At 58.4% G+C, this 23,057-nt stretch carries 24 protein-coding genes; 13 read left to right on the plus strand and 11 right to left on the minus strand.

Annotation, left to right across the window (positions count from 1 at the left end; genetic code table 11):
* Positions 1–67: 67 nt before the first annotated feature.
* Positions 68–1,249, plus strand: a complete 1,182-nt coding sequence (locus AKG12_RS10415; RefSeq protein ID WP_052818725.1) for a GGDEF domain-containing protein — start codon at positions 68–70, stop codon at positions 1,247–1,249.
* A gap of 17 nt (positions 1,250–1,266) precedes the next feature.
* Here the strand turns inward: AKG12_RS10415 and AKG12_RS10420 are convergent, their stop codons facing one another.
* From AKG12_RS10420 to ccmA, 5 genes are all read right to left on the minus strand, one after another.
* Positions 1,267–1,872 (minus strand): DsbE family thiol:disulfide interchange protein, encoded by a 606-nt coding sequence (locus tag AKG12_RS10420; RefSeq protein ID WP_052818726.1) that lies wholly within the window; start codon positions 1,870–1,872, stop codon positions 1,267–1,269.
* Positions 1,869–2,042, minus strand: coding sequence for a heme exporter protein CcmD (ccmD, locus tag AKG12_RS10425; RefSeq protein ID WP_046799580.1), 174 nt, complete (start codon positions 2,040–2,042; stop codon positions 1,869–1,871). Before ccmD ends, AKG12_RS10420 begins: the two co-directional genes overlap by 4 nt.
* Before the next feature lie 5 nt (positions 2,043–2,047).
* On the minus strand, positions 2,048–2,809 hold the full coding sequence (locus tag AKG12_RS10430) for a heme ABC transporter permease (RefSeq protein WP_046799579.1): 762 nt from the start codon (positions 2,807–2,809) through the stop codon (positions 2,048–2,050).
* A 74-nt stretch (positions 2,810–2,883) separates the two neighbouring features.
* Positions 2,884–3,543: a heme exporter protein CcmB gene (ccmB, locus tag AKG12_RS10435; RefSeq protein WP_046799578.1), complete on the minus strand. Its 660-nt coding sequence runs from the start codon at positions 3,541–3,543 to the stop codon at positions 2,884–2,886.
* A gap of 202 nt (positions 3,544–3,745) precedes the next feature.
* Positions 3,746–4,387 carry a heme ABC exporter ATP-binding protein CcmA gene (gene ccmA / locus AKG12_RS10440; RefSeq protein ID WP_052818727.1) on the minus strand — a complete coding sequence of 214 codons (642 nt, stop codon included), beginning with the start codon at positions 4,385–4,387 and terminating at the stop codon, positions 3,746–3,748.
* Between the two features lie 273 nt (positions 4,388–4,660).
* Here ccmA and acnA point away from each other — a divergent pair, with 273 nt between their 5' ends.
* The 3 genes from acnA (at position 4,661) to AKG12_RS10455 (ending at position 9,084) form a co-directional block, all read left to right on the plus strand.
* The gene (gene acnA / locus AKG12_RS10445) at positions 4,661–7,354 is read left to right on the plus strand and encodes an aconitate hydratase AcnA (RefSeq protein ID WP_052818728.1); all 2,694 of its coding nucleotides are present in this window, start codon (positions 4,661–4,663) and stop codon (positions 7,352–7,354) included.
* 196 nt (positions 7,355–7,550) lie between these two features.
* The gene (locus AKG12_RS10450) at positions 7,551–8,291 is read left to right on the plus strand and encodes a DUF1223 domain-containing protein (protein WP_046799575.1); all 741 of its coding nucleotides are present in this window, start codon (positions 7,551–7,553) and stop codon (positions 8,289–8,291) included.
* Between the two features lie 400 nt (positions 8,292–8,691).
* A complete protein-coding gene (locus tag AKG12_RS10455; RefSeq protein WP_046799574.1) occupies positions 8,692–9,084 on the plus strand; it encodes a DUF2794 domain-containing protein in 393 nt (130 codons plus the stop codon).
* Positions 9,085–9,211: 127 nt separating this feature from the next.
* Here AKG12_RS10455 and AKG12_RS10460 read toward each other — a convergent pair whose 3' ends face one another.
* From AKG12_RS10460 to AKG12_RS10470, 3 genes are all read right to left on the minus strand, one after another.
* Entirely contained in the window at positions 9,212–9,949 is a 738-nt protein-coding gene (locus AKG12_RS10460; protein WP_046799573.1) for a Bax inhibitor-1/YccA family protein, read from the minus strand.
* Positions 9,950–10,166: 217 nt separating this feature from the next.
* Positions 10,167–12,728, minus strand: coding sequence for an ABC transporter permease (locus AKG12_RS10465; RefSeq protein ID WP_052818729.1), 2,562 nt, complete (start codon positions 12,726–12,728; stop codon positions 10,167–10,169).
* Complete coding sequence (locus AKG12_RS10470; RefSeq protein WP_052818730.1) at positions 12,725–13,435, minus strand: ABC transporter ATP-binding protein; 711 nt, start codon at positions 13,433–13,435, stop codon at positions 12,725–12,727. The genes AKG12_RS10465 and AKG12_RS10470 overlap by 4 nt, the downstream gene beginning before the upstream one ends.
* 103 nt (positions 13,436–13,538) lie before the next feature.
* Between AKG12_RS10470 and AKG12_RS10475 the strand changes: the two genes are divergently transcribed.
* Complete coding sequence (locus AKG12_RS10475) at positions 13,539–14,189, plus strand: arylesterase (RefSeq protein WP_052818731.1); 651 nt, start codon at positions 13,539–13,541, stop codon at positions 14,187–14,189.
* A 68-nt stretch (positions 14,190–14,257) separates the two neighbouring features.
* Entirely contained in the window at positions 14,258–14,851 is a 594-nt protein-coding gene (gene thpR / locus AKG12_RS10480; RefSeq protein WP_052818732.1) for an RNA 2',3'-cyclic phosphodiesterase, read from the plus strand.
* Here the strand turns inward: thpR and AKG12_RS10485 are convergent.
* Positions 14,785–15,264 carry a low molecular weight protein-tyrosine-phosphatase gene (locus tag AKG12_RS10485; RefSeq protein ID WP_052818733.1) on the minus strand — a complete coding sequence of 160 codons (480 nt, stop codon included), beginning with the start codon at positions 15,262–15,264 and terminating at the stop codon, positions 14,785–14,787. The genes thpR and AKG12_RS10485 overlap by 67 nt on opposite strands.
* A gap of 59 nt (positions 15,265–15,323) precedes the next feature.
* Between AKG12_RS10485 and AKG12_RS10490 the strand changes: the two genes are divergently transcribed.
* From AKG12_RS10490 to AKG12_RS10520, 7 genes are all read left to right on the plus strand, one after another.
* Positions 15,324–15,629: a 4a-hydroxytetrahydrobiopterin dehydratase gene (locus AKG12_RS10490; protein ID WP_052818734.1), complete on the plus strand. Its 306-nt coding sequence runs from the start codon at positions 15,324–15,326 to the stop codon at positions 15,627–15,629.
* Positions 15,630–15,680: 51 nt separating this feature from the next.
* A complete protein-coding gene (locus AKG12_RS10495; protein ID WP_046799567.1) occupies positions 15,681–16,061 on the plus strand; it encodes a YkvA family protein in 381 nt (126 codons plus the stop codon).
* A gap of 296 nt (positions 16,062–16,357) precedes the next feature.
* Positions 16,358–16,861: an invasion associated locus B family protein gene (locus tag AKG12_RS10500; RefSeq protein ID WP_003523183.1), complete on the plus strand. Its 504-nt coding sequence runs from the start codon at positions 16,358–16,360 to the stop codon at positions 16,859–16,861.
* Positions 16,862–17,127: 266 nt separating this feature from the next.
* The gene (rlmN, locus tag AKG12_RS10505) at positions 17,128–18,300 is read left to right on the plus strand and encodes a dual-specificity RNA methyltransferase RlmN (RefSeq protein WP_082178807.1); all 1,173 of its coding nucleotides are present in this window, start codon (positions 17,128–17,130) and stop codon (positions 18,298–18,300) included.
* A 108-nt stretch (positions 18,301–18,408) separates the two neighbouring features.
* Positions 18,409–19,362 carry an ABC transporter substrate-binding protein gene (locus AKG12_RS10510; RefSeq protein WP_052818735.1) on the plus strand — a complete coding sequence of 318 codons (954 nt, stop codon included), beginning with the start codon at positions 18,409–18,411 and terminating at the stop codon, positions 19,360–19,362.
* 106 nt (positions 19,363–19,468) lie between these two features.
* The gene (locus tag AKG12_RS10515; protein WP_046799565.1) at positions 19,469–20,350 is read left to right on the plus strand and encodes an ABC transporter permease; all 882 of its coding nucleotides are present in this window, start codon (positions 19,469–19,471) and stop codon (positions 20,348–20,350) included.
* On the plus strand, positions 20,347–21,141 hold the full coding sequence (locus AKG12_RS10520; RefSeq protein WP_046799564.1) for an ABC transporter ATP-binding protein: 795 nt from the start codon (positions 20,347–20,349) through the stop codon (positions 21,139–21,141). The genes AKG12_RS10515 and AKG12_RS10520 overlap by 4 nt, the downstream gene beginning before the upstream one ends.
* A 41-nt stretch (positions 21,142–21,182) precedes the next feature.
* Here AKG12_RS10520 and AKG12_RS10525 read toward each other — a convergent pair whose 3' ends face one another.
* Positions 21,183–21,830: a LysE family translocator gene (locus AKG12_RS10525; RefSeq protein ID WP_046799756.1), complete on the minus strand. Its 648-nt coding sequence runs from the start codon at positions 21,828–21,830 to the stop codon at positions 21,183–21,185.
* A gap of 147 nt (positions 21,831–21,977) precedes the next feature.
* On the minus strand, positions 21,978–22,832 hold the full coding sequence (locus AKG12_RS10530) for an SDR family NAD(P)-dependent oxidoreductase (RefSeq protein ID WP_052818736.1): 855 nt from the start codon (positions 22,830–22,832) through the stop codon (positions 21,978–21,980).
* Positions 22,833–23,057 lie beyond the last annotated feature (225 nt).

Below are 23,057 nucleotides of genomic sequence, written 5' to 3' on the forward strand. Positions count from 1 at the left end.
GTTTTCTTAATGGCATTGCGGTAATGTCCGGTGCTTAAAGGCTTGTCTCTCGTTCCGGCAGAACACATTGCAAGATAATTTCGCCTATCTTCTCCCCTTCATCATGCTGACATTCGGCGTAGTGTTCCTGTTCCTGCAAAGGATCGGTCATGTTTCGGCGCGGTATTGGGGTATCGGCTATCTTGCCGCGGCTTTTGGTTTTGCTGCCCCCCTGGTGCTCGGCGGTCTGCCCTTCGAAGTGCAGGCGATTATCTCGAACCTGCTGTTCTTTTCCGCCTTTTTTCTCTACGGCCATGCGCTGCTTACCCATTTCGGGCGGCCGCTCCATACGATGGCACGGCTGTCGCTCGTGCTTGCAGCCGTTGTCCTGGTTTCATTTCACGTTTTCATCACGCCGGATCTGAAGCGCGAGCTCGTCATCGGCGATCTCGTCTGCGCCCTGCTGCTCGCTTTTCCGGTCTGGCTAGTGCGGAAGCGGCCGGTGACCCTCGCGGATCGGCTGATGGTGGCGATTGCTTCTCTGGTGGTGCTGGAAACGCTGGTGCGTATCGGCATGTTGCTGGTGATGACGCCGAACGGCTCGATGATCGAGCTCAGCGAATTTTTCGAGTCGGACTATGCCTTCTACATGCAGCTTGCCGCGAGCATATTCGGCTTCCTGCTCGCGCTTTCCGTGCTCGCAAGCCAGATTTCCGTCACCGTCGACCGGCACCTGCATGCCGCGGAACACGACCCGTTGACGGATGTGCTGAATCGGCGCGGCTTTGACCGGCGTGTTCCCGATTTTCGCAACGACACGCCTGATGGGGCGGTCATTGCCTGCGATATAGACCATTTCAAGCGCATCAACGACGTTTACGGCCATGCTGCCGGAGATATCGTTCTCATTGGCCTTTCCGATCTTCTCAGGCGGAACGCACCTGAAGGCGCGCTGGTGGCGCGTTTCGGCGGCGAGGAATTCGTGGTCTTCCTGCCCGGCCAGACGGCCACGGCTGCCGGTCAGCTTGCCAATGGCATGCGCTCTAACCTCTCGTCCCTCGATTGGCGCAACCGGGGTGTGGCCAGTCAGATCACCGCAAGCTTTGGTGTTTCGGCCGTCGCAAGGGGAGATCATTCCATCCATGATGCCATCAAGCGGGCCGATGACAGCCTTTATGCCGCAAAGCGCGGCGGTCGTGACCAGGTCGTGCTGGAAGGTATACGCATGCCGGCCGAAGGCCCGTCGCTCCGGGTTATTTCGAAGAATTGAGCTTTCCTGCTCGCGGGCTATCTGCCGGCTGCGGCCGTGATGGCTGGCAGCAGGTCGCGCTCGACGCTGCGGGCATCGAAGGGGCCAACCTTTTTATAAAGGATCGTGCCGTCGGCGCCGACAAGGTAACTTTCGGGGATGCCATAGACACCCCAGTCGATTGCGGCCTTGCCGTTCGGATCGACGCCTATTGCGGCAAAGGGATTGCCAAGTTCGCCAAGGAAGCGGAGCGCATTGTCCTGCTTATCCTTGTAATTGATGCCGACGACGGTGATGCGGCTGTCTTTCGCCAGTTCCTGCAATAGCGGATGCTCCTGCCGGCAGGGAATGCACCAGGAGGCAAAGACGTTGACCAGCGTCAGCTTGCCCTTGATGGCGGCATCGGTGAGCGCCGGCAGGTTCGAGCCTTCCAGCGGCGGCAGCGACAGGGACGGCGCCTTGGTGCCGATGAGTGCGGAGGGAATGGCGCTGATATCCAGCCCGTTCACGTCCTGATCATAAAGCATCTTGCCGGCGACGAGGGCAAAACCGCCGAAAAGCAGAAGCGGCAGCAGCGCCAGCCCATAACGCGCGCGGCCGGTCGCCTTGGTTTTGGAGTCCTGATTCTGGCTGGTCTGCGTCATTGCGCGTCACCTGCGGAACCGGCTCTCGCCCTTCGGCGCACACCGGATGCCTCCAGTTGCTTCAGTTCACGCTTGCGTGCCTGACCGTCCACGACAACCCAGGCGATGAGACAGAGAACGACAAGCCCGGTCGCCGCGTAAGACATGCCGATATAAAAGGCGTGCGTCATATGCCTCAGCCCTCCCGGTTGGCCATGCGGGCGGCAAGCCGCCGTTGTGCGGCCACGCGCCGGCGCCAGATTTCGTTGCGCATGGCGGCGATGTGTAATGTGAAGAACAGCAGCGTGAAGCCGATCGCCATGGTCAGAAGCGGCCAGAGAAATTCCGCGTCGATGGCGGAACCACCCATGCGGATAACGCTTGCCGGCTGGTGCAGCGTGTTCCACCATTCGACCGAGAACTTGATAATCGGAATATTCACGAAACCGACGAGGATCAGCACGGCGCTGACGCGGGCGGCTCTGGATGGATCGTCCATGGCGCGGTTGAGCGCGATGAGGCCGAGATACATCAGGAAAAGCACGAATACGGAGGTCAGTCGTGCATCCCACACCCACCATGTTCCCCACATGGGTTTGCCCCAGAGCGAGCCGGTAATGAGGGCAATCAGCGTGAATGCGGCGCCGATGGGGGCGGCGGCCTTGTGACTGACATCCGCCAGCGGATGACGCCAAACGAGGGTGCCGATGGCTGAAACCGCCATGATCGAATAACACATCATCGCAAGCCAGGCGGATGGCACGTGCACATACATGATGCGCACGGTGTAACCCTGCTGGTAATCACCGTCGGTGGTGAAGGAGAGATAAAGACCAGCGGCCAGCACCATCGCCGTGAGTGCAGCGAGCCAGGGCAGAATGCGTGCGGCCAGCGCCAGAAACCGTGTGGGATTGGCGAGATCACTGAATTTGGTGATGGTGAAGGTCTGCTCGTTCATGCCGCTTGTGTAACCCGAGAATGGCCGCCCCGCAATTGATCCGTGTCAACAGGGGATCGTCAATCGCGGCTTCATCAATCCATAACATTGCGCAGGGCCAAAGCGGCAAAGAAAGGACCGGTCACGGCTGAAAATAACGTGATCGCGCAGAGAATGAGGAACGGCGGCATGAATGGCGCAGGATCCTGCACCGCCGCATAAGAAGCGCTGACGCCGAAGATCAGCACCGGAATGGCGAGTGGCAGGACGAGGATGGAGACAAGAAGCCCGCCGCGCGGCAGGGCGACCGCGACGGCGGCTCCTACCGCGCCGATGAAGGTGATGGCTGGAGAGCCGACGAGAAGTGTCAGCATCACAGCGCCGATCGCCACTTCGTCCATGTTCATGAACAGACCGAGCAGTGGCGAGGCCAGCACCAGCGGCAGGCCGGTTCCGACCCAATGCGCCAGGCATTTGACCAAGACCGTCAGCACCAGCGGGTTTTCCTGCATGAGAATGAGGTCCAGCGACCCGTCATCCCGCTCCGCCTGAAACAGCCGGTCGAGGCCGAGAAGGGCGGACAGAAGAGCGCCGATCCAGACGATGGCGGGGCCGATGCGGGCAAGCAGATTGAGATCGGGGCCGACACCGAAGGGGATGACGGCAACCACAGTCATGAAGAACAGCACGCCGATCAAGGCACCGCCGCCGGCGCGGATGGAGAGTTTGATGTCGCGGAGGAGGAGGGCGATCATCGGGGCACCCTCGGTGGGTGTGGTTTACCCCCCTCTGCCCTGCCGGGCATCTCCCCCTCAAGGGGGGAGATTGGCAAGATGCTCTTCCACCACTCCATTTTCGAGCGTTGAGATTGTCGAGGCCTAGCCGCAGATAGATCTCCGCCCTTGGGGGGGAGATGCCCGGCAGGGCAGAGGGGGGTAAACCACACCCGCAAACCCATCATGCCCAAGCCTCCACGCCCGCGAACCCCGTCATCTGCAATTCCCGCGCATTCTCCAGTCCCAACGGCTGATGAGTCGCCGCCATGACGATGCCGCCTTTCCCAAGATGGTCTTTCACGAGACCGGTAAACATACCGTCCGCAGCCTTGTCGAGTGCCGCCGTCGGCTCGTCGAGAATCCATATGGGCCGCCAAACAATCAGAAGCTTCGCCATGGCAAAACGCCGTTGTTGGCCGGCGGAGAGATAACCGAAGGGCAGATGAGTAATGCCGGCGAGACCGACGATCTCAGCCGCCTCATCGATTGCGATGCCCGCACCACCGGAAAAATCACCGAGGAAATCTTTCCAGAAACTCAGATTTTCCGAAACGCTCAGTTCCATTTTCATCGCATTGCGATGGCCAAGATAATGGCAGGCTTCCGAGGGGCGCATGTCTTCTTCTATTCCTTCGCCGGCTATCTTTATCCATCCCTGTTCGGGGCGTAGCAAGCCGGCCACGGTACGCAGGAGAGTGGATTTTCCCGAGCCGTTTCGACCGGTCAGCACCAGTGCCTCACCGTTGCTTAACTTGAAGGAAATATTCATGAATATGAAATCTTCGCCGCGTCTTACGCCAAGATTTTCCGCCGTCAAATCCATGCCGGGGTTCCGTTTGAGATTTTCATCATCACAATCGTAAAAAAATCGATTTGAGTCACTGAATGGTCTGGCACGTTTCTCGGAAATTATCTATATGGATGTCAACCACGCTAGCGGCCGGCGTGAACATCATCTTGCGCCGGACCTGAATGTTACGAGGAGTAACTTTCACGTGCGGACAGCGGAAATGGTCGTACCCGCATCCTGATGTGCTTGCGAGCACAGGGGTCCGCACGCGCGTGTTGGCTATCAGATTATGCGGGGTTTTAAACCGTGGCCAAATCTCTCGACAGTTTCCAATGTCGTTCCGTCCTTACTGTTGACGGTAAGGACTATGTTTATTTCAGCCTTCCCAAGGCTGAGGCAAACGGTCTCAAGGGCGTTTCCAAGCTGCCTTATTCCATGAAGGTTCTTCTGGAGAACCTGCTTCGTTTCGAGGACGGCCAGTCCGTCACCAGGGAGCACATTCTGGCCGTCGCCGAATGGCTGAACAATAAGGGTCTGACCGAGACGGAAATCGCCTATCGTCCCGCCCGCGTTCTCATGCAGGATTTTACCGGCGTTCCCGCCGTGGTCGATCTTGCCGCCATGCGTGATGCCATGGTGTCGCTCGGTGGCGACCCGGAGAAAATCAATCCGCTCGTTCCCGTCGATCTCGTCATCGACCACTCGGTCATCGTCGATGAATTCGGTACGCCGAGCGCCTTTGCCCGCAACGTCGAACTTGAATATGAACGCAATGGCGAACGTTACCGCTTCCTGAAGTGGGGCCAGCAGGCGTTCAAGAATTTCCGTGTGGTTCCGCCAGGCACCGGCATCTGTCACCAGGTCAATCTTGAATATCTCGGCCAGACCGTCTGGACGAAGGAAGAGGATGGCGAGACGATTGCTTATCCGGATACCTGCGTCGGCACCGACAGCCACACCACCATGATCAATGGTCTCGGCGTTCTCGGCTGGGGCGTCGGCGGCATCGAGGCTGAAGCCGCCATGCTCGGCCAGCCGGTCTCCATGCTGCTGCCCGAGGTCATCGGCTTCAAGCTGACCGGCAAGATGAAGGAAGGCGTGACTGCGACCGACCTCGTTTTGACCGTCGTGCAGATGCTGCGCAAGAAGGGTGTTGTTTCCAAATTCGTTGAATTCTTCGGCCCCGGCCTCGATTCGATGACGCTCGCCGACCGCGCGACCATCGGCAATATGGGTCCGGAATATGGTGCGACCTGTGGCTTCTTCCCGGTTGATGGCGAAACCATCAATTACCTGACCATGTCCGGCCGTGCCAAGGACCGCATCGCACTCGTCGAAGCCTATTCGAAGGCGCAGGACATGTGGCGCACAGGTGATGGTGCCGACCTCGTCTTTACCGACACGCTTGAACTCGACCTCGGCGACGTCGTGCCCTCCATGGCCGGCCCGAAGCGTCCGGAAGGCCGCCTGCCGCTCGAAACCATTGCGCCGAATTTCGCAACGGCTCTCGAAAGCGAATACAAGAAGCCCGGCCAGCTTTCGAACCGTTATGCGGTTGAAGGCGAAGACTTCGATCTCGGCCATGGCGATGTGGCAATTGCCGCCATCACCTCCTGCACCAACACGTCCAACCCCTCGGTTCTTATCGCTGCCGGGCTTCTCGCCCGCAATGCGGTGGCCAAGGGGCTGAAGTCCAAGCCATGGGTGAAGACCTCGCTTGCGCCGGGATCGCAGGTTGTTGCCGAATATCTTGAAAAGGCGGGCCTGCAAAAGGATCTCGACGCCATCGGCTTCAACCTCGTCGGCTTTGGTTGCACCACCTGCATCGGCAATTCGGGCCCGCTGCCGCCGGCCATCTCCAAGACGATCAACGACAAGGGCCTGATCACCGCGGGCGTTCTTTCGGGCAACCGTAACTTCGAAGGCCGTATTTCCCCTGACGTTCAGGCGAACTACCTCGCTTCGCCGCCGCTCGTCGTGGCTTATGCCCTTGCCGGCACGGTCCAAAAGGACTTGACCAAGGAGCCGATTGGCGACGACCAGAACGGCAACCCGGTCTATCTCAAGGATATCTGGCCGACCTCCAGGGAAATCCAGGAATTCATCCTGAAATACGTGACCCGAGAACTTTATGAAACGAAATATGCCGACGTGTTCAAGGGCGATGCGAACTGGCAGGCCGTTCAGGTTCCTCCGGGCCAGACCTATGCCTGGGACGACAAGTCGACCTATGTGCAGAACCCGCCTTATTTCGTCGGCATGGGCAAGAAGGGCACGGGTCTGAAGAACATCAAGGGCGCGCGCGTTCTCGGCCTGTTCGGCGACAAGATCACCACCGACCATATTTCCCCGGCCGGCTCGATCAAGGCTGCTTCGCCGGCCGGAGCCTATCTGACCGAAAACGGCGTTGCCGTTGTCGACTTCAACCAGTATGGCACGCGGCGCGGCAACCATGAGGTGATGATGCGCGGCACCTTCGCCAATATCCGCATTCGCAACCACATGCTCGGCCCGAACGGCAAGGAAGGCGGATACACCATCCACTATCCGTCCAAGGAAGAGATGTCGATCTATGACGCTGCCATGAAGTATAAGGCGGAGGGCGTTCCGCTCGTTATCTTCGCCGGTGTCGAATATGGTAACGGCTCTTCCCGCGACTGGGCGGCAAAGGGTACCAATCTGCTTGGCGTCAAGGCTGTGATCGCGCAGTCCTTCGAGCGCATCCACCGTTCGAACCTCGTCGGCATGGGCGTTGTGCCTTTCGTCTTCGAGGAAGGCACGACCTGGGCAAGCCTCGATCTCAAGGGTGACGAAGTCGTCGAGATCGACGGTCTCGAAGGTGAAATCAAGCCGCGTGAAAAGAAAATCGCCAAGATCACTTACAGCGACGGTTCGGTGAAGGAAGTTCCGCTTCTTTGCCGCATCGATACGCTGGATGAAGTGATTTACATGAACAATGGCGGCATTCTGCAGACCGTTCTTCGCGATCTGGCTGGCTGATAAAGCCTAGATGAGCAAGAGGCGCCGGGCAAAATCCCGGCGTCTCTTTCATTTCTTGTTCTGTTTTTTTGTGATTGCCGCTCACCCCTTCGTGACTTTCTATTGAAGGGCAATAGACGTTATTTTCCGGTTTGCATCCCGGCAGGATTGATCGCATCAATTCGTCTGGATATCCTGCCGGACAAAGGTTTTCGTAATGCCACTGAAATTCCCCCTGTCGATATGTCTTCTCGGCACGTTCCTCGTCACCTCCGCGCAGGCGCAGGAGGCTGTGAAGGGCGTCGTCGAATTGTTCACATCGCAGGGATGCGCATCCTGCCCGCCGGCAGATGAAGCGCTGCGCAAGATGATCCAGAAAGGCGATGTCGTCGGTCTTTCTTACCATGTCGATTACTGGAATTATCTTGGCTGGACGGATTCGCTGGCATCCAAGGAAAATACTGAACGGCAATATGGCTACATGCGGGCGCTCGGCCGTAACGGGGTCTATACGCCACAGGCCATTCTGAACGGCCGCGACCATGTCAAGGGTGCGGATGTGCGCGGTATCTATGACAGGCTCGATGCTTTCAAGCGCGAAGGCCAGGGGCTGAACGTGCCGGTCTCGTCAAAATTTGCAGGCGATGAGGTGGAGATTGATATTGGCGCCGGTAATGGCAAGGCCGATGTCGTCGTTGCCTATTTCACCCGCGAACAGACGGTGGATGTGCAGAAGGGCGAGAACCAGGGGAAAAAAATGTCCTACTGGCACAGCGTTTATGACGTGCAAACTGTTGGCATGTGGGATGGTTCGCCGATGACGGTGAAGCTGCCGGCCAGCGTTGTGGCAAAGGTGAAAAAGGGCGGCTGCGCCGTTCTGCTGCAGACGGCCAATGCCAGCGGAGATCCCGCAGCAATCGTCGGCGCAAGTATCCTGCTTGGAAATGAAACCCCCTGATCGCCTGTCGGGCGATTGAAGATCCGGTCCGGGCATTGGGGGCTGGGGGTAAAGGGTCAATGCACCGGACCGGGTCATCTTGGTGCCTAGGCATCAATTGACAATAGGACTATTCCATCCAATTCGGGCCATGGTTTGACCGAAATACGGCAGGCCATGCGAAAATGGCTGCCTAAATGGTTACCATTTTTTACCCCTGCTTTTGTTGCAGGCAGTGTCTTTGACATCGTTGGGCGGCAATTTTTCAGGGTTACCTTCTTCCCGTTCTATAGCCGGCTGAAAGATGTTGAGGCCCATCCAGCGACTTCTGCACCGGTGCACAAGCGTCTCGCAAGGCTTGCAATTTCGCTTTCACAGGCTCACATTGATGAGAAGACTTGGGTGGAATCGGAGGTATTGGATGACCGATCAACCGGATGTGCAGCAGGTGCAGACCGCTTCACGCGATAATTCCACCGTTGTCGATCTCCGCGAATACAGAAAAGACAAAGACCCTTTGCCGGTCACGTTTCACCGGCGCGAACTGGACGCGATCCTGCGCATCTATGGCCGCATGGTGGGTGAGGGGGAATGGCGTGATTATGCCATTGACCACCTGAAGGAAAAGGCGGTGTTTTCCGTCTTTAAACGCTCAGGCGAAATGCCGCTTTACCGGATTGAGAAGAACCCCAAGCTGGCGTCAAAACAGGGCGCTTATTGTGTGGTCAATACCGATGGCCGCATTCTCAAGCGTGGCCATGAGCTGCCGCAGGTTCTCAAGGTTTTCGACAAGGTTCTGAAGCTGATCGAATGAGCTTCTAAAATAGATGGCTCGCTTGGCGGATACGACCGTGGGAAAGCGATTATCAGTTATGGATGTTTAAAAATAAAAAGGCGGCCGAAGGGCCGCCTTTCATCTGTCGTCTGTTGAACTCTCAACCTTAGTCGTCGCGGTTACCCATGAACTGCAGCAGGAAGGTGAAGAGGTTGATGAAGTCGAGGTAGAGCGTCAGCGCACCCATGATGGCCTTGCGGCCGGCAACGGCAACGTCGTCACCATCAAAGTACATTTCCTTGATCTTCTGGGTGTCGTAGGCGGTCAGGCCTGCGAAGATCAGCACGCCGATTGCGGAGATCGCGAACTGCAGCGCGGAGGATGCAAGGAAGATGTTGACGATGGACGCGATGATCAGGCCGAACAGACCCATGATCAGGAACGAACCAAGACCGGAAAGGTTCTTTTTCGTCGTGTAACCGTAAAGCGAGAGCGCACCGAACGAAGCGGCGGTCACGAAGAACGTCTGAACGATGCTCTGGCCGGTGAAGACGATGAAGATCGACGACAGCGACACGCCCATCAGCGCGGCATAGACCCAGAAGGTCGTCTGCGCGGCGGAAACGCTCATGTTCTGAATACGGAAGCTAAGGAAGAAAACCAGTGCCAGCGGTGCGAGCATGATGACCCAACGCAGCGGGGATGCATAAAGCAGCTGCTGGAAGGCAGGGTTGGACGCAGCGAATGAGTAGGTTGCGAAAGCCGCAACGCCGGTGATGACCAGAGCCAGCGCCATCAGGTTGTAAACCTTCAGCATATAGGCGCGGAGACCTTCATCGATCATCGCACCAGTCTGTGCACGGGTCTGCGCCATGCGGTTCTGGTAGTTATTGAAGTCAGCCATTGTTTCCTCTTTTGAGCTCCGTAATTGCTACGGTGTCGGGATACCTCCCGGGCGCCGCTGCGGAGCTTCAGCAAGCCTGTCCAGAATATGATGGCAGAACGTGTCCGATACAAGGCCTTTTGCAGTCGAAAAGACACCATATGCGCGAAAAGCGCTCACGTTTTGGCGATCATTACAAAGAATTAATCGCTAAAGTTAAGCGGGGCACAACCGATGATCATTCCCCCGCCTGCCGCAGAACCGGCGCGGCCTTCTGGCCGAGAATGCGCCAGGTGCCGATGAGGCCTATGCCAACAGTCATGACGAGAGCGACAACGAGGGTCCCGATCGCCACATCCGGCAGGAAACTGGAAGGCAACTTCATGATGCGGGCGATCACGAACCATGCGGAGACGCCACCGGCGAAAAGCGCGAAGACGGCGGTGGCGAGACCGAGCATCATATATTCGTAGGAGAAAGCGCGAATGAGCAGATTTCGCGTGCCGCCCAGCGTTTTCAGGATGACGGCATCATGGGTGCGGGCTCGGTTTCCGGCAGCGAGTGCGCCGGCGAGAACGAGAACGGATGCTATCAATGCGACGGCTGCGGCAGCACGGATGGCGGTGGCGAGCTGGCCGACCAGCCGGTTGACGACATCGAGAGCGTCCTTCACGCGCACGCTTGTTATCGTCGGGTAGGTGTTGGTAACGGAGCGCAATATCCGGCCTTCGTCGCTTGCGGAAGCGGAAGGATCGGCAAGTGTCGCCAGCCAGGCATGGGGTGCGCCGCGGAATGTATTCGGCGAAAATACCATGACGAAATTGATCGACAGGGATTCCCATTCGACGTTGCGCAGATTGGCGATCTTTGCCGTAATGCTGCGGCCGAGGACGTTGACGGTTACTGTGTCGCCAATCTTGAGGCCAAGTTCCTGTGCCTCTTTTGCCGCGAAGGAGACCAGCGGTTCACCGCTATAGTCTGGCCCCCACCATGTACCTTCCGTGAGCTTCGTGTTTTCCGGCATGTTTTCGGAATAGGTTATGCCGCGATCGCCACGCAACAACCAGCGGCCGGATGGCGGCACCTCCATCTTCGTCACATCTTCGCCGTTGAGCGCCAGAATACGGCCGCGCAGCATTGGCACTTCGGTCAGTGTGCCTTGGGGTGCTTCCCGTTTCAGCAGATCACGGAAGCCCTGCACCTCGCTGCCCTGAATGTCGACGAAAAAGAAATTCGGTGCACGTTCCGGCAGGCTGTCGGTCAGCTCGCGGCGCAGATTGCCGTCGATCAGTGTCAGCGTCACGAGCAATGTCAGGCCAAGGCCAAGTGAGAGAACGACCGAAGGCGTGAGCGCTCCCGGCCGGTGAATATTGCCGATCGCCAGACGAAGGGCGGCGGAATGGACGCGCGGGCTGCGTTTGGCGATGGCCTTGACGCCGGAGGCCACCAGCCGCAGCACCACGAAGGCAAAAGCGATGGCGGCGAGGAACACCGAGGCTATGAAGCGATCTTCCGCCGAGAAGATCGCAAGGGCTGCCAGCGCTGCCAGCAACAGGCCCGTTGCTGCCAGATAGGGCCAGGACGGCCAGTTGCCTTCCTCGAAACCCTGTTCGCGGAAAAGTGCCGTTGCCGGAACCTCACGCGCCTGGCCTAGCGGCACGATGGCGAAAGCGAACGTCGTCAAGAGGCCGAACAAAGCGGCGAGACCGAGCGCACCGGGATAGAAGGCAAGCTCTTCCGGTACGGGCAGCACGCCTTCCAGAAACCGCATGGCAATCAGAGGTGCGATGGCGCCAACAACGAGACCGATGACGATACCGACGGCGGCAATGAACGCGATCTGGAAAAGATAGGTCATGGTGACCACGGAGGCCGGTGCGCCGAGACATTTCAGCGAGGCGATCGTGGTGCGCTTGGAATCGAGAAAGGCGCGAACGGCGTTGGCGACACCGACACCACCGACGATAAGGGCGGTGAGGCCCACCAATGTCAGGAATTGCGAGAAGCGGTTGACGTTTTCGGTCAGCGACGGTGCTGCCCGATCACTGGTGCGGATGGACCAACCGGCATTGGGAAAGGCCTTGTTGGCCGCGTCGGTCATCGTTGCCCGCGCTGCAGGGTCACTCAGCTTGATCTTGTAGGCGTGTTCGACGAGGCTGCCGGTCTGAACGAGACCGGAGGCGAAAAGGGCGTCGCGGCTGATCATCAGCCTTGGCGCGAAACCGAAACCGTCGGATAGCGCATCCGGCTCATCGACCACCGTGCCGGTCAGTTTCAGCTTTGTGTTACCAAGCAGGACTTCGTCGCCGATCTTGATGCCGAGCCGTTCCAGCAACAGCGGTGCGGCAATGGCGCCATAGGTGTCGCCATTGCCGGCCAGAAGTTCACTCAGCGGCCGGTTGGGATCGGCTACGAAGGTTCCATAGAGCGGATAGGCGCCGTCAATGGCTTTCACTTCCGTCAGCGTCTGTTCGGAACCATCCGCAAGGCGGGCCATGGAGCGAAGCCCGGTGGAAACCGCGACCGTGCCAAGGCCATCCAGATAGGCCTGTTCCTCCTGCGTCGCCTCCCTGTTGCGCAATTCGAAACGCACGTCGCCGGCCAGAATCGACTGGCCTTCGGTGGCAATGGCGCTGGTGACAGCGCGCGACACGGAATTGACGGCGGCAATAGCGCCGGTTCCCAGCGCGATACAGGCGAGGAAAATGTAAAAGCCGCTTAACCCGCCGCGAATTTCGCGCCGTGCGAGCCTCATGGCATTTCTGATATTGGCGAAAGACGGAAGAAGAGATCCGATCATGCCGATACCGCCCGCGCCATCTGGGGGCGGGCGCTGTCGCCCTCAATCTCGCCGGAGCGCACTTTGATCTGCCGAGAGCAGCGGGCGGCGAGCGACGGATCATGGGTAACGAGGACCATGGTCATGCCGCGTTCGGCCTGTTTGGTAAAAAGAAGATCGGCGATCTGTTTACCGGTATCGGTATCGAGATTACCCGTGGGTTCATCGGCGATCAGCACGGCCGGCGAGGGGGCAAGCGCGCGGGCGATGGCGACACGCTGCTGTTCGCCACCGGAGAGCTGGCCGGGATAGTGGTTGAGGCGTTCTCCGAGACCGACGGCGACGAGTTCACGCCTGGCGATCTCGAAGGGATTGGGGGTATTGGCCAGTTCCAGCGGAACGGCGACGTTTTCCAGCGCCGTCATATTGGCGATGAGGTGGAAGGACTGGAAAACGATGCCGATATTCTTGCCGCGAAAATCCGCCAGTGCATCCTCGCCGAGCCTGTGCAGTTGCGTATCCGCGATGATGATTTCACCGCTGTCCAGCCGTTCGAGACCGGCAAGCACCATCAGCAGCGTCGATTTCCCCGAGCCGGAAGGGCCGACAATGCCCACCGCTTCACCTTCACCGATCAAAAGATCGATGGATTTGAGAACGTGGACGGAGGCGGCGGCGTTGCCGAGCGTGAGGTCGGCCTTCTTCAGCTCTATGATGCTTTTCGTCACAATTCTCGTTCCTATATAAGGTGATGAAAATGGTCTGGCGGTGTCGATGCGGTCGGTATTTCAGACAATGGAAACCAAGTTAGGCCAAGTTAGGAAAGCCGTGATGAGATTTAAAGCTGCCCTGTTTCACTTCATCGTCATTTTCTCCGCCGCCCTTTCCGGCACGGCTGCCACCGCTCAGGAACGGACATTGCAACTGGTCGGCCTCGGCGACAGTCTCATGGCCGGGTATCAGCTGCCACCTACCGACAGCTACACCGTACAGCTTGAAGCTGCATTAAAGGCGAAGGGCGTCAGTGTCGCCATCGCCAATGCCGGCGTGTCCGGCGATACCTCATCCGGTGGTCTGGCGCGGGCGGAATGGTCGGTTCCTGATGGTACGGACGGAGTCATTCTGGAACTCGGCGCCAACGATGCGCTGCGTGGTATTGCCCCGGAACAGACGGAAAAGAACCTCGATTCCATCATTTCCGGTTTTCAGAAACGCAATATAGCGGTGCTGCTGGTCGGCATTATGGCGCCGCCGAATATGGGTGACGACTATGCCAGGCGCTTCAATCCGATCTTTCCGAAGCTTGCGGAAAAATACAACCTGCCGCTTTATCCCTTCTTTCTGGATGGCGTAGTGAGCGATGACAAGCTGAAACTGGATGACAAGATGCACCCCAATACCGAAGGTGTTGCCGTGATGGTGGAGAAATCTTTGCCGGCTGTTGAAAGCTTCATCAAGACAATCGGTGCGCAAAAAAAATAAGCACTTGCGCCCGTCTGCATTGCGTGATTCGCTATGCTTGTTCTGCCAAGAGATTCGGGGAGCTCGCCATGCCGAGACTGTTTACCGCCCTCGAAATTCCGCGCAATGCGGCTATGAGCCTCTCATTGTTGCGCGGTGGTCTGCCGGGAGCCCGGTGGATCGATGTGGAGAATTATCACATAACCCTGCGTTTTATCGGTGACATCGACGGACGGACCGCCGATGAGGTTGTCGATAGGCTGGATCGGATCGAGAGGCCGGAGTTCCAGCTTAATCTCACCGGTATGGGTTCCTTCGGCTCCAAGAAACCGCATTCCATCTGGGCCGGGGTTTCTCCCTCGCCGGAAATGCATGCGCTGCAGGCCGAAGTCGAGAGAATTTGTCAAAGGATCGGTCTCCCGCCTGATCCGCGCAAATTCATGCCGCATGTGACGCTGGCGCGGCTGCGCTCCTCGCGTCTGGACGATGTGGTGCATTATCTTTCCGGACGCGGCAATTTCCGCACATCGCCCTTCACCGTCGGACGTTTCGTGCTGATGTCGTCGAAGGAATCGGTAGGAGGCGGCCCCTATGTCGTGGAAGAGGCGTTCCCACTTCACGAAGCGCGGTCCAGCTCCATCTTTTCGAGCAACGAGCTGCATCCCGCCAAAAGCATGTTGTAGACGGTCAGAAATCCGTCTTCACCACCGAAATAGGGATCCGGGACGCTCTCGTGGCGTCCCGAAGCATAGTCCAGAAACAGGTGGATTTTGTGCCTGCGGTTTTCCGGCGCCTTTTGAAGCAGTTTCGCCAGATTGCTCGTATCCATGGCAAGGATGAGATCGAAGTTTTCGAAATCGGCCTGGCTGACCTGCCGCGCGCGCTGCCCTGAAATATCGATGCCATGCTTGCGGGCTATCGCGATGGATCGGCGATCCGGGGCATTGCCGGTATGCCAGCCGCCGGTGCCGGCGGAGTCGACCGTCAATTGGCGGGATACACCATCTCTATCGGCAAGGTTTGTCAAAACGCCTTCGGCAAGTGGTGAGCGGCAGATATTGCCCATGCAGACAAAAAGAACAGCTATATGTTTCATGGAATATGCGTCGATCCGGTCGTTGAGGCGTTAATGGGTATCAAGCGGAGGCAAGATTGATGAAATATCCCAGAGTTGAACCGGAAGCCATCCGGCAGGCATTGTCTAAACTCGAAGGCTGGGCCCTGCGAGAGGACGGGGCGGCGATCGTCAGGTCCTTCAAGTTCTCCAGTTTTGCGGAAGCCTTCGGTTTCATGGCGGAATCGGCTCTTGCGGCGGAAAGGCTCAATCATCACCCGGAATGGTCCAATGTCTATTCGCGCGTGAAAGTCTGCCTCACCACGCATGATTCACAGGGCGTAACCGAGCGGGATTTTCTTCTGGCCGAGGCCATGCAGAAGGCAGCGGAAGGCCGGGGGAATTGAACGGCGGGCGTTAACTCCCATATAATAGCCGTGACCGGAGGACCGTCGATCATGGATGATGTGAAAATCGGTGAAATTCTTCTGCCGGGTGAAACCGACAAGCAGCAGGAGCGCGAGAATGTCGTGCGCGCCAAATTCTGGCCCAAGCTGAAGCGGGTGATGACCAAGGTGCCGTTCGCGCGCGACGCGGCTGCGGCCTATTATTGCGCGATCGACCGTGACACGCCGCTGCGCGCCAAGGGCATTATTCTCGCTGCGCTCGCTTATTTCATCATGCCCATCGACGCCGTGCCGGATATGCTGGCGGTCGTCGGTTTTACCGATGATATCGCAGTCATCACTGCCGCGCTCGCCATGATCCGCGCCCATATCAAGATGGAGCATTACGATGCGGCGGATGCCATGCTGAAGAGACAGCAGGAAGCCGGGTAACGCCTCTGTGATGTGCCCGCCCGACGCAGCCTGACGGGTGACAAATTCTTGCCTGAATTTGTGTGTCATACACATGAAGGAAGGTCGTTCCGCGCCCTTCCTTCAGGGTGCGGGGAGTCGCCAATCTGTAACACTGCAAGACGTTTTAGGCATTTTATGCGTGTTGTTGACGGTTTGGTAACCGCTTCCCGACCACAATGAGAAAAGACGATCCGCACCTGAACGTGGCCGATCCAGAAAATGGAGCCCGCCGCTGCTTCGGGCTAATGGAAGACAATAACCCGGCAGGAAATTCTATGTTTGTAAGAAGTGTAGCAACCGCAGCGGCCATTTTGCTGACCAGCGTCGGCGTAGCATCTGCACAGTCGCCCACGCGCATCCAGCAGTTCAATGCTTGGGGTGCCTATTCGTACAAATCGGGCAACAGCACCGTCTGCTACGTTCTTTCCATTCCGACCGCCAAGGAACCGGCGAGCGTCGATCACGGCGATATCTTCTTCATCGTCTCGCAGCGTCCGGGCCAGAACATCTCCTATGAGCCGCAGGCCATGGTGGGTTATCCGCTGAAGCAGGGCTCCAAGGTCAATGTGACGATCGACAACAAGAACTTCGTCATGTTCACCAAGGACAAGGCTGCCTGGGTTGAAAACGCTGCCGAAGAGCCCGCTCTCGTGGCTGCGATGAAGGGCGGCAAGTCGATGACGGTCAAGGCGGTTTCCGGTCGCGGCACCGCGACGTCCTATTCCTATTCGCTCTCGGGTATTTCGGCTGCTCTCAAGCAGATCGAGAGCTGCAAGTAATCCTGACGCTTTATCGCGTTTGATAATGGCCGGTCATCGACCGGCCATTTGCGTTTTTGCTTGTTTGATGCTAAAGGCGCGGCAACATTGACAGGCGGATGCGCGAAAAGTGCTCCGCCTTTGATTTTCTCGACATGCAGACGATTTTCCGCCTATCCGACAGGCCGGTCGTGCGATGCATGGAACGATGGGATAGCGTGATGTCCGTAATGCAAGCCCCTGCCGGCCTGGCAGTCAAAACCCCGCTGATCGCCAATAGCGATCTCATGTCCGGCAAGCCGTCGCTGATCGGCCTGACGCGTGAGGAAATGGGCGAGGCGCTGGCCGAGATCGGCGTGCCGCAAAAGCAGGTGAAGATGCGCGTCAGCCAGTTGTGGAACTGGCTTTATGTGCGCGGCGTCTCGGATTTCGACAACATGACGAATGTCGCCAAGGAGCTTCGCGAGAAGCTGAAGGCGGCCTTCACCATCGCCCGTCCGGAAATCGTCGAGGAGCAGATATCCAATGACGGCACCCGCAAATGGCTGATGCGTTTTCCGCCGCGCGGTGCGGGACGTCCCGTTGAGATCGAAACGGTGTATATTCCGGAAGAAGGTCGCGGCACGTTGTGCATATCGAGCCAGGTCGGCTGTTCGCTCACCTGTTCCTTCTGTCACACCGGCACGCAGCGCCTGGTGCGCAACCTGACGGCCGAGGAAATTCTTGCCCAGCTGCTGCTGGCGCGTGACCGGCTCGGCGATTTTCCCGATGGTTCGACGCCGGTCGGCGCTTATGTGCCGAGCGAAGGCCGCAAGGTATCCAACATCGTGATGATGGGCATGGGCGAGCCGCTCTATAATTTCGAGCACGTTAAGACCGCGCTTCTGATCGCGACCGATGGTGACGGCCTGTCGCTTTCCAAGCGACGTGTGACGCTGTCCACCTCAGGCGCCGTGCCGGAAATCTTTCGTACCGGTGACGAAATTGGCGTGATGCTGGCGATTTCTCTGCATGCGGTGCGTGACGATCTGCGCGACATGCTGGTGCCGATCAACAAGAAATATCCGCTGAAGGAACTGATCGAGGCCTGCCGCAACTATCCGGGTCTTTCCAATGCCCGTCGCATCACCTTCGAATATGTGATGCTGAAGGACGTCAATGACAGCCTGGAAGACGCCAAGATGCTGGTGCAGCTGCTGAAGGGCGTTCCGGCCAAGATCAACCTCATTCCGTTCAATCCGTGGCCGGGCACGAACTACCAGTGCTCCGAATGGGCGCAGATCGAGAAGTTCGCCGATTTCATCAATCAGGCGGGTTATGCCTCGCCGATCCGCACGCCGCGCGGCCGCGATATTCTCGCTGCCTGCGGCCAGTTGAAGTCGGAATCGGAACGCATGCGCAAGACCGAAAGGCTGGCTTTCGAGGCGATGATGATCGCCAATCACGGTGCGGATGACTGAATCAGCCGCATTTGCGCCATAAAGCTGGTTTTCCGGCGGTTCTCCGATTGATTTCGGTCTGTCTTGTTCCTAGAAAGACGAAAACAGGGAACCAACAGGAGGATATCCATGCGCGCATTCATTCTGGCTCTCGCTGCTGCGAGCGCCATCGTTCTGCCGGCCAAGGCTGAAAACGTCACCGTTGCCGTCACCGCCATTGTTGAACATCCGGCGCTTGACGCTGCCCGTGACGGCGTCAAGGCTGCCCTTGCCGAAGCTGGCTACAAGGAAGGCGAGAACCTCAAATTCCTCTACGAGTCCGCGCAGGGCAATCCCGGCACCGCAGCGCAGATTGCGCGCCAGTTCGTCGGCGATGCGCCCAATGTCATCGTACCGATCTCTACGCCGTCGGCTCAGGCTGTCGTTGCGGCCACGCGTGATATCCCGGTTGTCTTCACGGCGGTTTCCGATCCCGTCGGCGCACAGCTCATCAAGAGCATGGAAAAGCCCGGCGGCAATGTGACCGGCCTTTCCGACATGCTGCCGGTTGGCGAACACCTGGCGCTCATCAAGGAAATTTCGCCGAACGCCAAGTCCATCGGCTTCATCTACAACTCGGCCGAAGCCAACTCAGCTTCGACGCTCGCCCTGCTGAAGGCCGAGGCCGAGAAGGCCGGCCTGAAGGTTGTCGAGTCCGTCGCCACCAAGTCCGCTGAAGTTCAGGGCGCGACCCGCGCTCTGGTTGGCAAGGCTGATGTGATCTACGTTCCGACCGACAACACCATCGTTTCTGCTTTCGAGGCGGCGGCGGGCGTTGCGAGCGAAGCCAAGATCCCGCTTTATGCCGCTGATACGGATTCCGTCGCGCGTGGTGCGGTTGCAGCCCTCGGCTTCAACTATTTCGACGTTGGCAAACAGACCGGCGGCGTTGTTGTCCGCATCCTCAAGGGTGAAAAGCCGGGCGACATTGCTGCAACCGTCGCTGTTGGCACCGATCTCGTGATCAACAAGAAGGTTGCCGAAAAAGTTGGCGTCACCTTCCCTGAAAGCGTGACGAAGCGCGCCACCAAGGTCATCGACTGAACCGAAACCGGACTGAATTGCGGGCGGCGGTATTACGCCGCCCGTTTTACGTGGCACGAGACGGTGCCCGTATCCGCCTGAGGGCGGCAATAACAAGGACATTACCGTGAGCCAAATCGCCTTCTGGGGTGCCGTGGAGCTGGGACTGGTCTTCGCTTTTGTGGCGATTGGCGTCTATCTCGCTTTCCGGGTGCTAGATTTTCCTGACCTGACCGTGGACGGTTCGTTTCCGCTTGGCGCTGCCGTTGCCGCCGTGCTGATCATCGCCGGTCTGAATGCCTGGGTGGCGACGGCGGTTGCGATGGTTGCCGGTGCCGCTGCGGGCATGGTCACCGCAACGCTCAACGTTCGTTTCAAAATCCTCAACCTGCTTGCTTCGATCCTGACGATGATCGCGCTGTTTTCCGTCAATCTGCGGGTGATGGGAAAGCCTAATGTGGCGCTGCTCAATCAGGATACGATGGTATCGCCGTTTTACGGCCTCGGCCTTTCCGAATATCTGGTGCGGCCGCTCTTCGTCGGCGCGCTGGTGCTGATCGCGGTCATTCTCGTCTGGCGTTTTCTTGAAAGCGATGCGGGCCTTGCCATGCGGGCGACGGGGGCCAATGCGCGGATGGCGCGGGCGCAGGGCGTGAAGACCGGCAACCAGATCTATCTCGGCATGGCGCTTTCGAATGCGCTGGTTGCACTCGGCGGTGCGCTGTTTGCACAGACCAACGGCTTTGCCGATGTGACCTCCGGTGTCGGCACCATCGTTGTCGGGCTTGCGGCCGTCATCATCGGTGAGACGCTGTTTGGCGCACGCGGCATTCTGATCGCGCTCATCGGCTGTGTCTTCGGCTCCATTGCCTATCGTCTTGCCATCCAGCTCGCTTTGTCGAGCGATGTGCTCGGTCTCAAGGCGTCCGATCTCAATTTCGTAACGGCGGTATTGGTGGCCATTGCATTGATCCTGCCCCGACTGCGCCGCGGGGGAGCAACATCGTGATTTCCCTTTCCGATATTCAGGTCGTCTTCGGACGTGGCACGCCGTTGCAAAAGCAGGCGCTGGCCAAGATCGATCTCACCATCGAGGATGGCTCCTTCGTCACTGTCATCGGTTCCAATGGCGCCGGCAAATCCACGCTTCTCGGCGTCTTGGCCGGCGACGTGCTGCCGACGGCGGGCAAGGTGATGATTGGTGGTGCCGACGTTACCCGTAAGCCGACCGCCAGCCGGGCCGGTCGGGTGGCACGCGTGTTTCAGGACCCGCTTGCGGGCAGTTGCGGCGCACTCACCATCGAAGAAAATCTGGCATTGGCGGCGTCGCGCGGCGAGCGTCGCGGGTTGTTGTCGGCGCTTGGACGCGGCAGGCGGGATTTCTTTAGAGAACGTATCGCCTCGCTCAATCTCGGTCTCGAAAACCGACTGAAGGATCGCATGGACCTGTTGTCCGGCGGGCAAAGACAGGCAGTGTCGCTTGTCATGGCGACGCTTTCCGGTTCGGATGTGCTGCTGCTCGACGAACATACGGCAGCACTCGATCCCGGCATGGCGGAGTTCGTGATGGAATTGACCCGTAAGGTGGTGTCGGAGCGCAAGCTGACAACGCTGATGGTCACGCATTCCATGCGTCAGGCGCTGGATTATGGTACCCGCACGATCATGCTGCATGCCGGTGAAATTGTACTCGACGTGTCCGGTGACAGCCGCAAGGACCTGGAAGTCGAGGATTTGATCGACATGTTCCGCAAGATACGCGGCCAGAAACTGGATGACGACGAGCTTTTGATCGGCTGATCATTCCCAAAGGCGCCTTCGGGCGCCTTTTTTATTTGCGCTCAGCGCGTCTGCGTGAAGAAAATCTTGACGGCGAAAAGCGAAAAGACGCCGGCGATCGTGTAATCCAGTCCGCGCAGAACCTTCCGGTTGCGTTGCAGCCAGGCGGAGAGAACATCTGCGGCAATCACGATGCCGATGCCGATCGGCAGCGCCACGATGATCGACCAGAGCCCTAGGAAAATAAGCTTGCCGGTGACATGCGGATCGGACGCGCTGACGAATTGCGGCAGGAAGGTCATGAAGAAGATGATGATCTTCGGGTTCAGGAGATTGACCCAGATGCCGTTCAGGAGCGCCGATTTCAGGGAGGACTGGGCTTTCTCGCCGGTGGTCTTGACCATCACGAAATCCGAGCCCTTGCGGATCGCCTGAATGGCGAGCCAGACCAGATAGGCGGCCCCGCCGGTCTTCAGGATCATGAAGGCCGTCGGCGAGGCGACAATGAGGGCGGCGACCCCGAAAGCGACCAGCATCGTGTGCACCGTGATGCCGATATTGGTTCCCAGAAGCGTCATGAAACCCGCTGTCCGGCCCTCGCGCAGCGACCGGCTGATCCACAGCGTCATGTCAGGCCCCGGCGTCACCGCCAGAAGCAGAATGGCGATGGTGAAGGCGATAAGTGTTGGCAGGCTCGGAACGAAATCCATCGCGGCACCCATGAAATCTGGAGATTGCCGTTGCTTAACGCGATTTCGTGTTCCTGCCAATGTTTTTGCGCGCCGGTGCGTTGGCGCGAAAGCAGCTGATCAATTAGAAAGCCGCCGCAATTTTCAAATCGCGGCGGCCGAGAACATTCAGTTTTTCAGGAAGCTGGTGAAGGCGGCGGAATATTCCGTGTGCCAGCGCGACAGCGGCGGGCGGTTCTGGACGATGTCCTGCGCCGCCCAGAGAATGCGTTTCTCGTCCGTCGGGCGGTCCACTTCGCCATCCGGGCAGAGAATGTAGAAATCGCCCCGGCTGATACTCTCGATCATGAAATCGACTGTCTGCTCGCCGGTCCATGCGCCCTGCGGCTTTTCCGTCCTGCCATTGGCGGTCAGGCCGGTGAAGACGAAACCGGGGATCAGCAGGTGGGCAGAAACCGCGCCGTTGGGAATATTGCGCAATTCGTGCTGAAGTGCCTCCGTGAAGGTTTTGACACCCGATTTGGAGACGTTATAGGCCGGATCCCCGGGCGGCGTGGTGATGCCCTGCTTCGAGCCGGTATTGATGATGAGCGACGCCTCGCCATGGGCAACCATGCCCTGGCCAAAGACGCGGCTGCCGTTCACCACCCCCATCAGATTGACGTTAATGACTTTTTCCCAATTGGCCTGTGGTCCGAAAATGGCGCTGCCGGGCTGGATGCCGGCATTGTTCATGAGGACGTGGATGCGTCCGAAACGCTGAATGACGGCGCGTTCCAGCGCCTCCAGCTCATCAAGTTTCGATACGTCGGTCGGGATGGTGACGATCTGCGCTTCACCGTTCTTGGCGACGTTCAGAATATCCGCATGCGCTGCGGCGAGCTTTTCACCGTCGAGATCGACGAGCACGACACTCATGCCGAAGCTTGCGAATTTGCGGGCGGCGGCAAGTCCGATGCCGGATGCCGCACCTGTTATGACAGCGACATTATCTTCCTTGAATGCAGGGTGGATGGTCGTCATAGGTTTCTCCTTCGCGTCGTTTCTGCTGTTTCCAGCGGTTTGCAACGTTGCCTGAACCTGAGTGGCTTCATTCACGGTCTTCAAGTCGATCGCGCCGCTTCATGATAAAGCGCGAATTTTCTAAATGCATGTGACAATCGCTTCGTTCCCAGCGGCGCGGCCTGTCATCACCCGTCGCCAGACGCCCCCATCAATTGTTTTGTCGCTTATCTCACGGAAAAGCGC

The organism is Agrobacterium sp. SUL3 (genome assembly GCF_001263295.1).
Lineage (GTDB): Bacteria > Pseudomonadota > Alphaproteobacteria > Rhizobiales > Rhizobiaceae > Agrobacterium > Agrobacterium tomkonis.

Bases quoted from the DNA above. Each gene is read 5' to 3' on its own strand.
- AKG12_RS10420 (WP_052818726.1), bottom strand. From the start codon at position 1,872: ATGACGCAGACCAGCCAGAATCAGGACTCCAAAACCAAGGCGACCGGC.
- ccmD (WP_046799580.1), bottom strand. From the start codon at position 2,042: ATGACGCACGCCTTTTATATCGGCATGTCTTACGCGGCGACCGGGCTT.
- AKG12_RS10430 (WP_046799579.1), bottom strand. From the start codon at position 2,809: ATGAACGAGCAGACCTTCACCATCACCAAATTCAGTGATCTCGCCAAT.
- ccmB (WP_046799578.1), bottom strand. From the start codon at position 3,543: ATGATCGCCCTCCTCCTCCGCGACATCAAACTCTCCATCCGCGCCGGC.
- ccmA (WP_052818727.1), bottom strand. From the start codon at position 4,387: ATGGATTTGACGGCGGAAAATCTTGGCGTAAGACGCGGCGAAGATTTC.
- AKG12_RS10450 (WP_046799575.1), top strand. From the start codon at position 7,551: ATGCCACTGAAATTCCCCCTGTCGATATGTCTTCTCGGCACGTTCCTC.
- AKG12_RS10455 (WP_046799574.1), top strand. From the start codon at position 8,692: ATGACCGATCAACCGGATGTGCAGCAGGTGCAGACCGCTTCACGCGAT.
- AKG12_RS10460 (WP_046799573.1), bottom strand. From the start codon at position 9,949: ATGGCTGACTTCAATAACTACCAGAACCGCATGGCGCAGACCCGTGCA.
- AKG12_RS10465 (WP_052818729.1), bottom strand. From the start codon at position 12,728: ATGATCGGATCTCTTCTTCCGTCTTTCGCCAATATCAGAAATGCCATG.
- AKG12_RS10475 (WP_052818731.1), top strand. From the start codon at position 13,539: ATGAGATTTAAAGCTGCCCTGTTTCACTTCATCGTCATTTTCTCCGCC.
- thpR (WP_052818732.1), top strand. From the start codon at position 14,258: ATGCCGAGACTGTTTACCGCCCTCGAAATTCCGCGCAATGCGGCTATG.
- AKG12_RS10485 (WP_052818733.1), bottom strand. From the start codon at position 15,264: ATGAAACATATAGCTGTTCTTTTTGTCTGCATGGGCAATATCTGCCGC.
- AKG12_RS10490 (WP_052818734.1), top strand. From the start codon at position 15,324: ATGAAATATCCCAGAGTTGAACCGGAAGCCATCCGGCAGGCATTGTCT.
- AKG12_RS10495 (WP_046799567.1), top strand. From the start codon at position 15,681: ATGGATGATGTGAAAATCGGTGAAATTCTTCTGCCGGGTGAAACCGAC.
- AKG12_RS10500 (WP_003523183.1), top strand. From the start codon at position 16,358: ATGTTTGTAAGAAGTGTAGCAACCGCAGCGGCCATTTTGCTGACCAGC.
- rlmN (WP_082178807.1), top strand. From the start codon at position 17,128: ATGTCCGGCAAGCCGTCGCTGATCGGCCTGACGCGTGAGGAAATGGGC.
- AKG12_RS10510 (WP_052818735.1), top strand. From the start codon at position 18,409: ATGCGCGCATTCATTCTGGCTCTCGCTGCTGCGAGCGCCATCGTTCTG.
- AKG12_RS10525 (WP_046799756.1), bottom strand. From the start codon at position 21,830: ATGGATTTCGTTCCGAGCCTGCCAACACTTATCGCCTTCACCATCGCC.
- AKG12_RS10530 (WP_052818736.1), bottom strand. From the start codon at position 22,832: ATGACGACCATCCACCCTGCATTCAAGGAAGATAATGTCGCTGTCATA.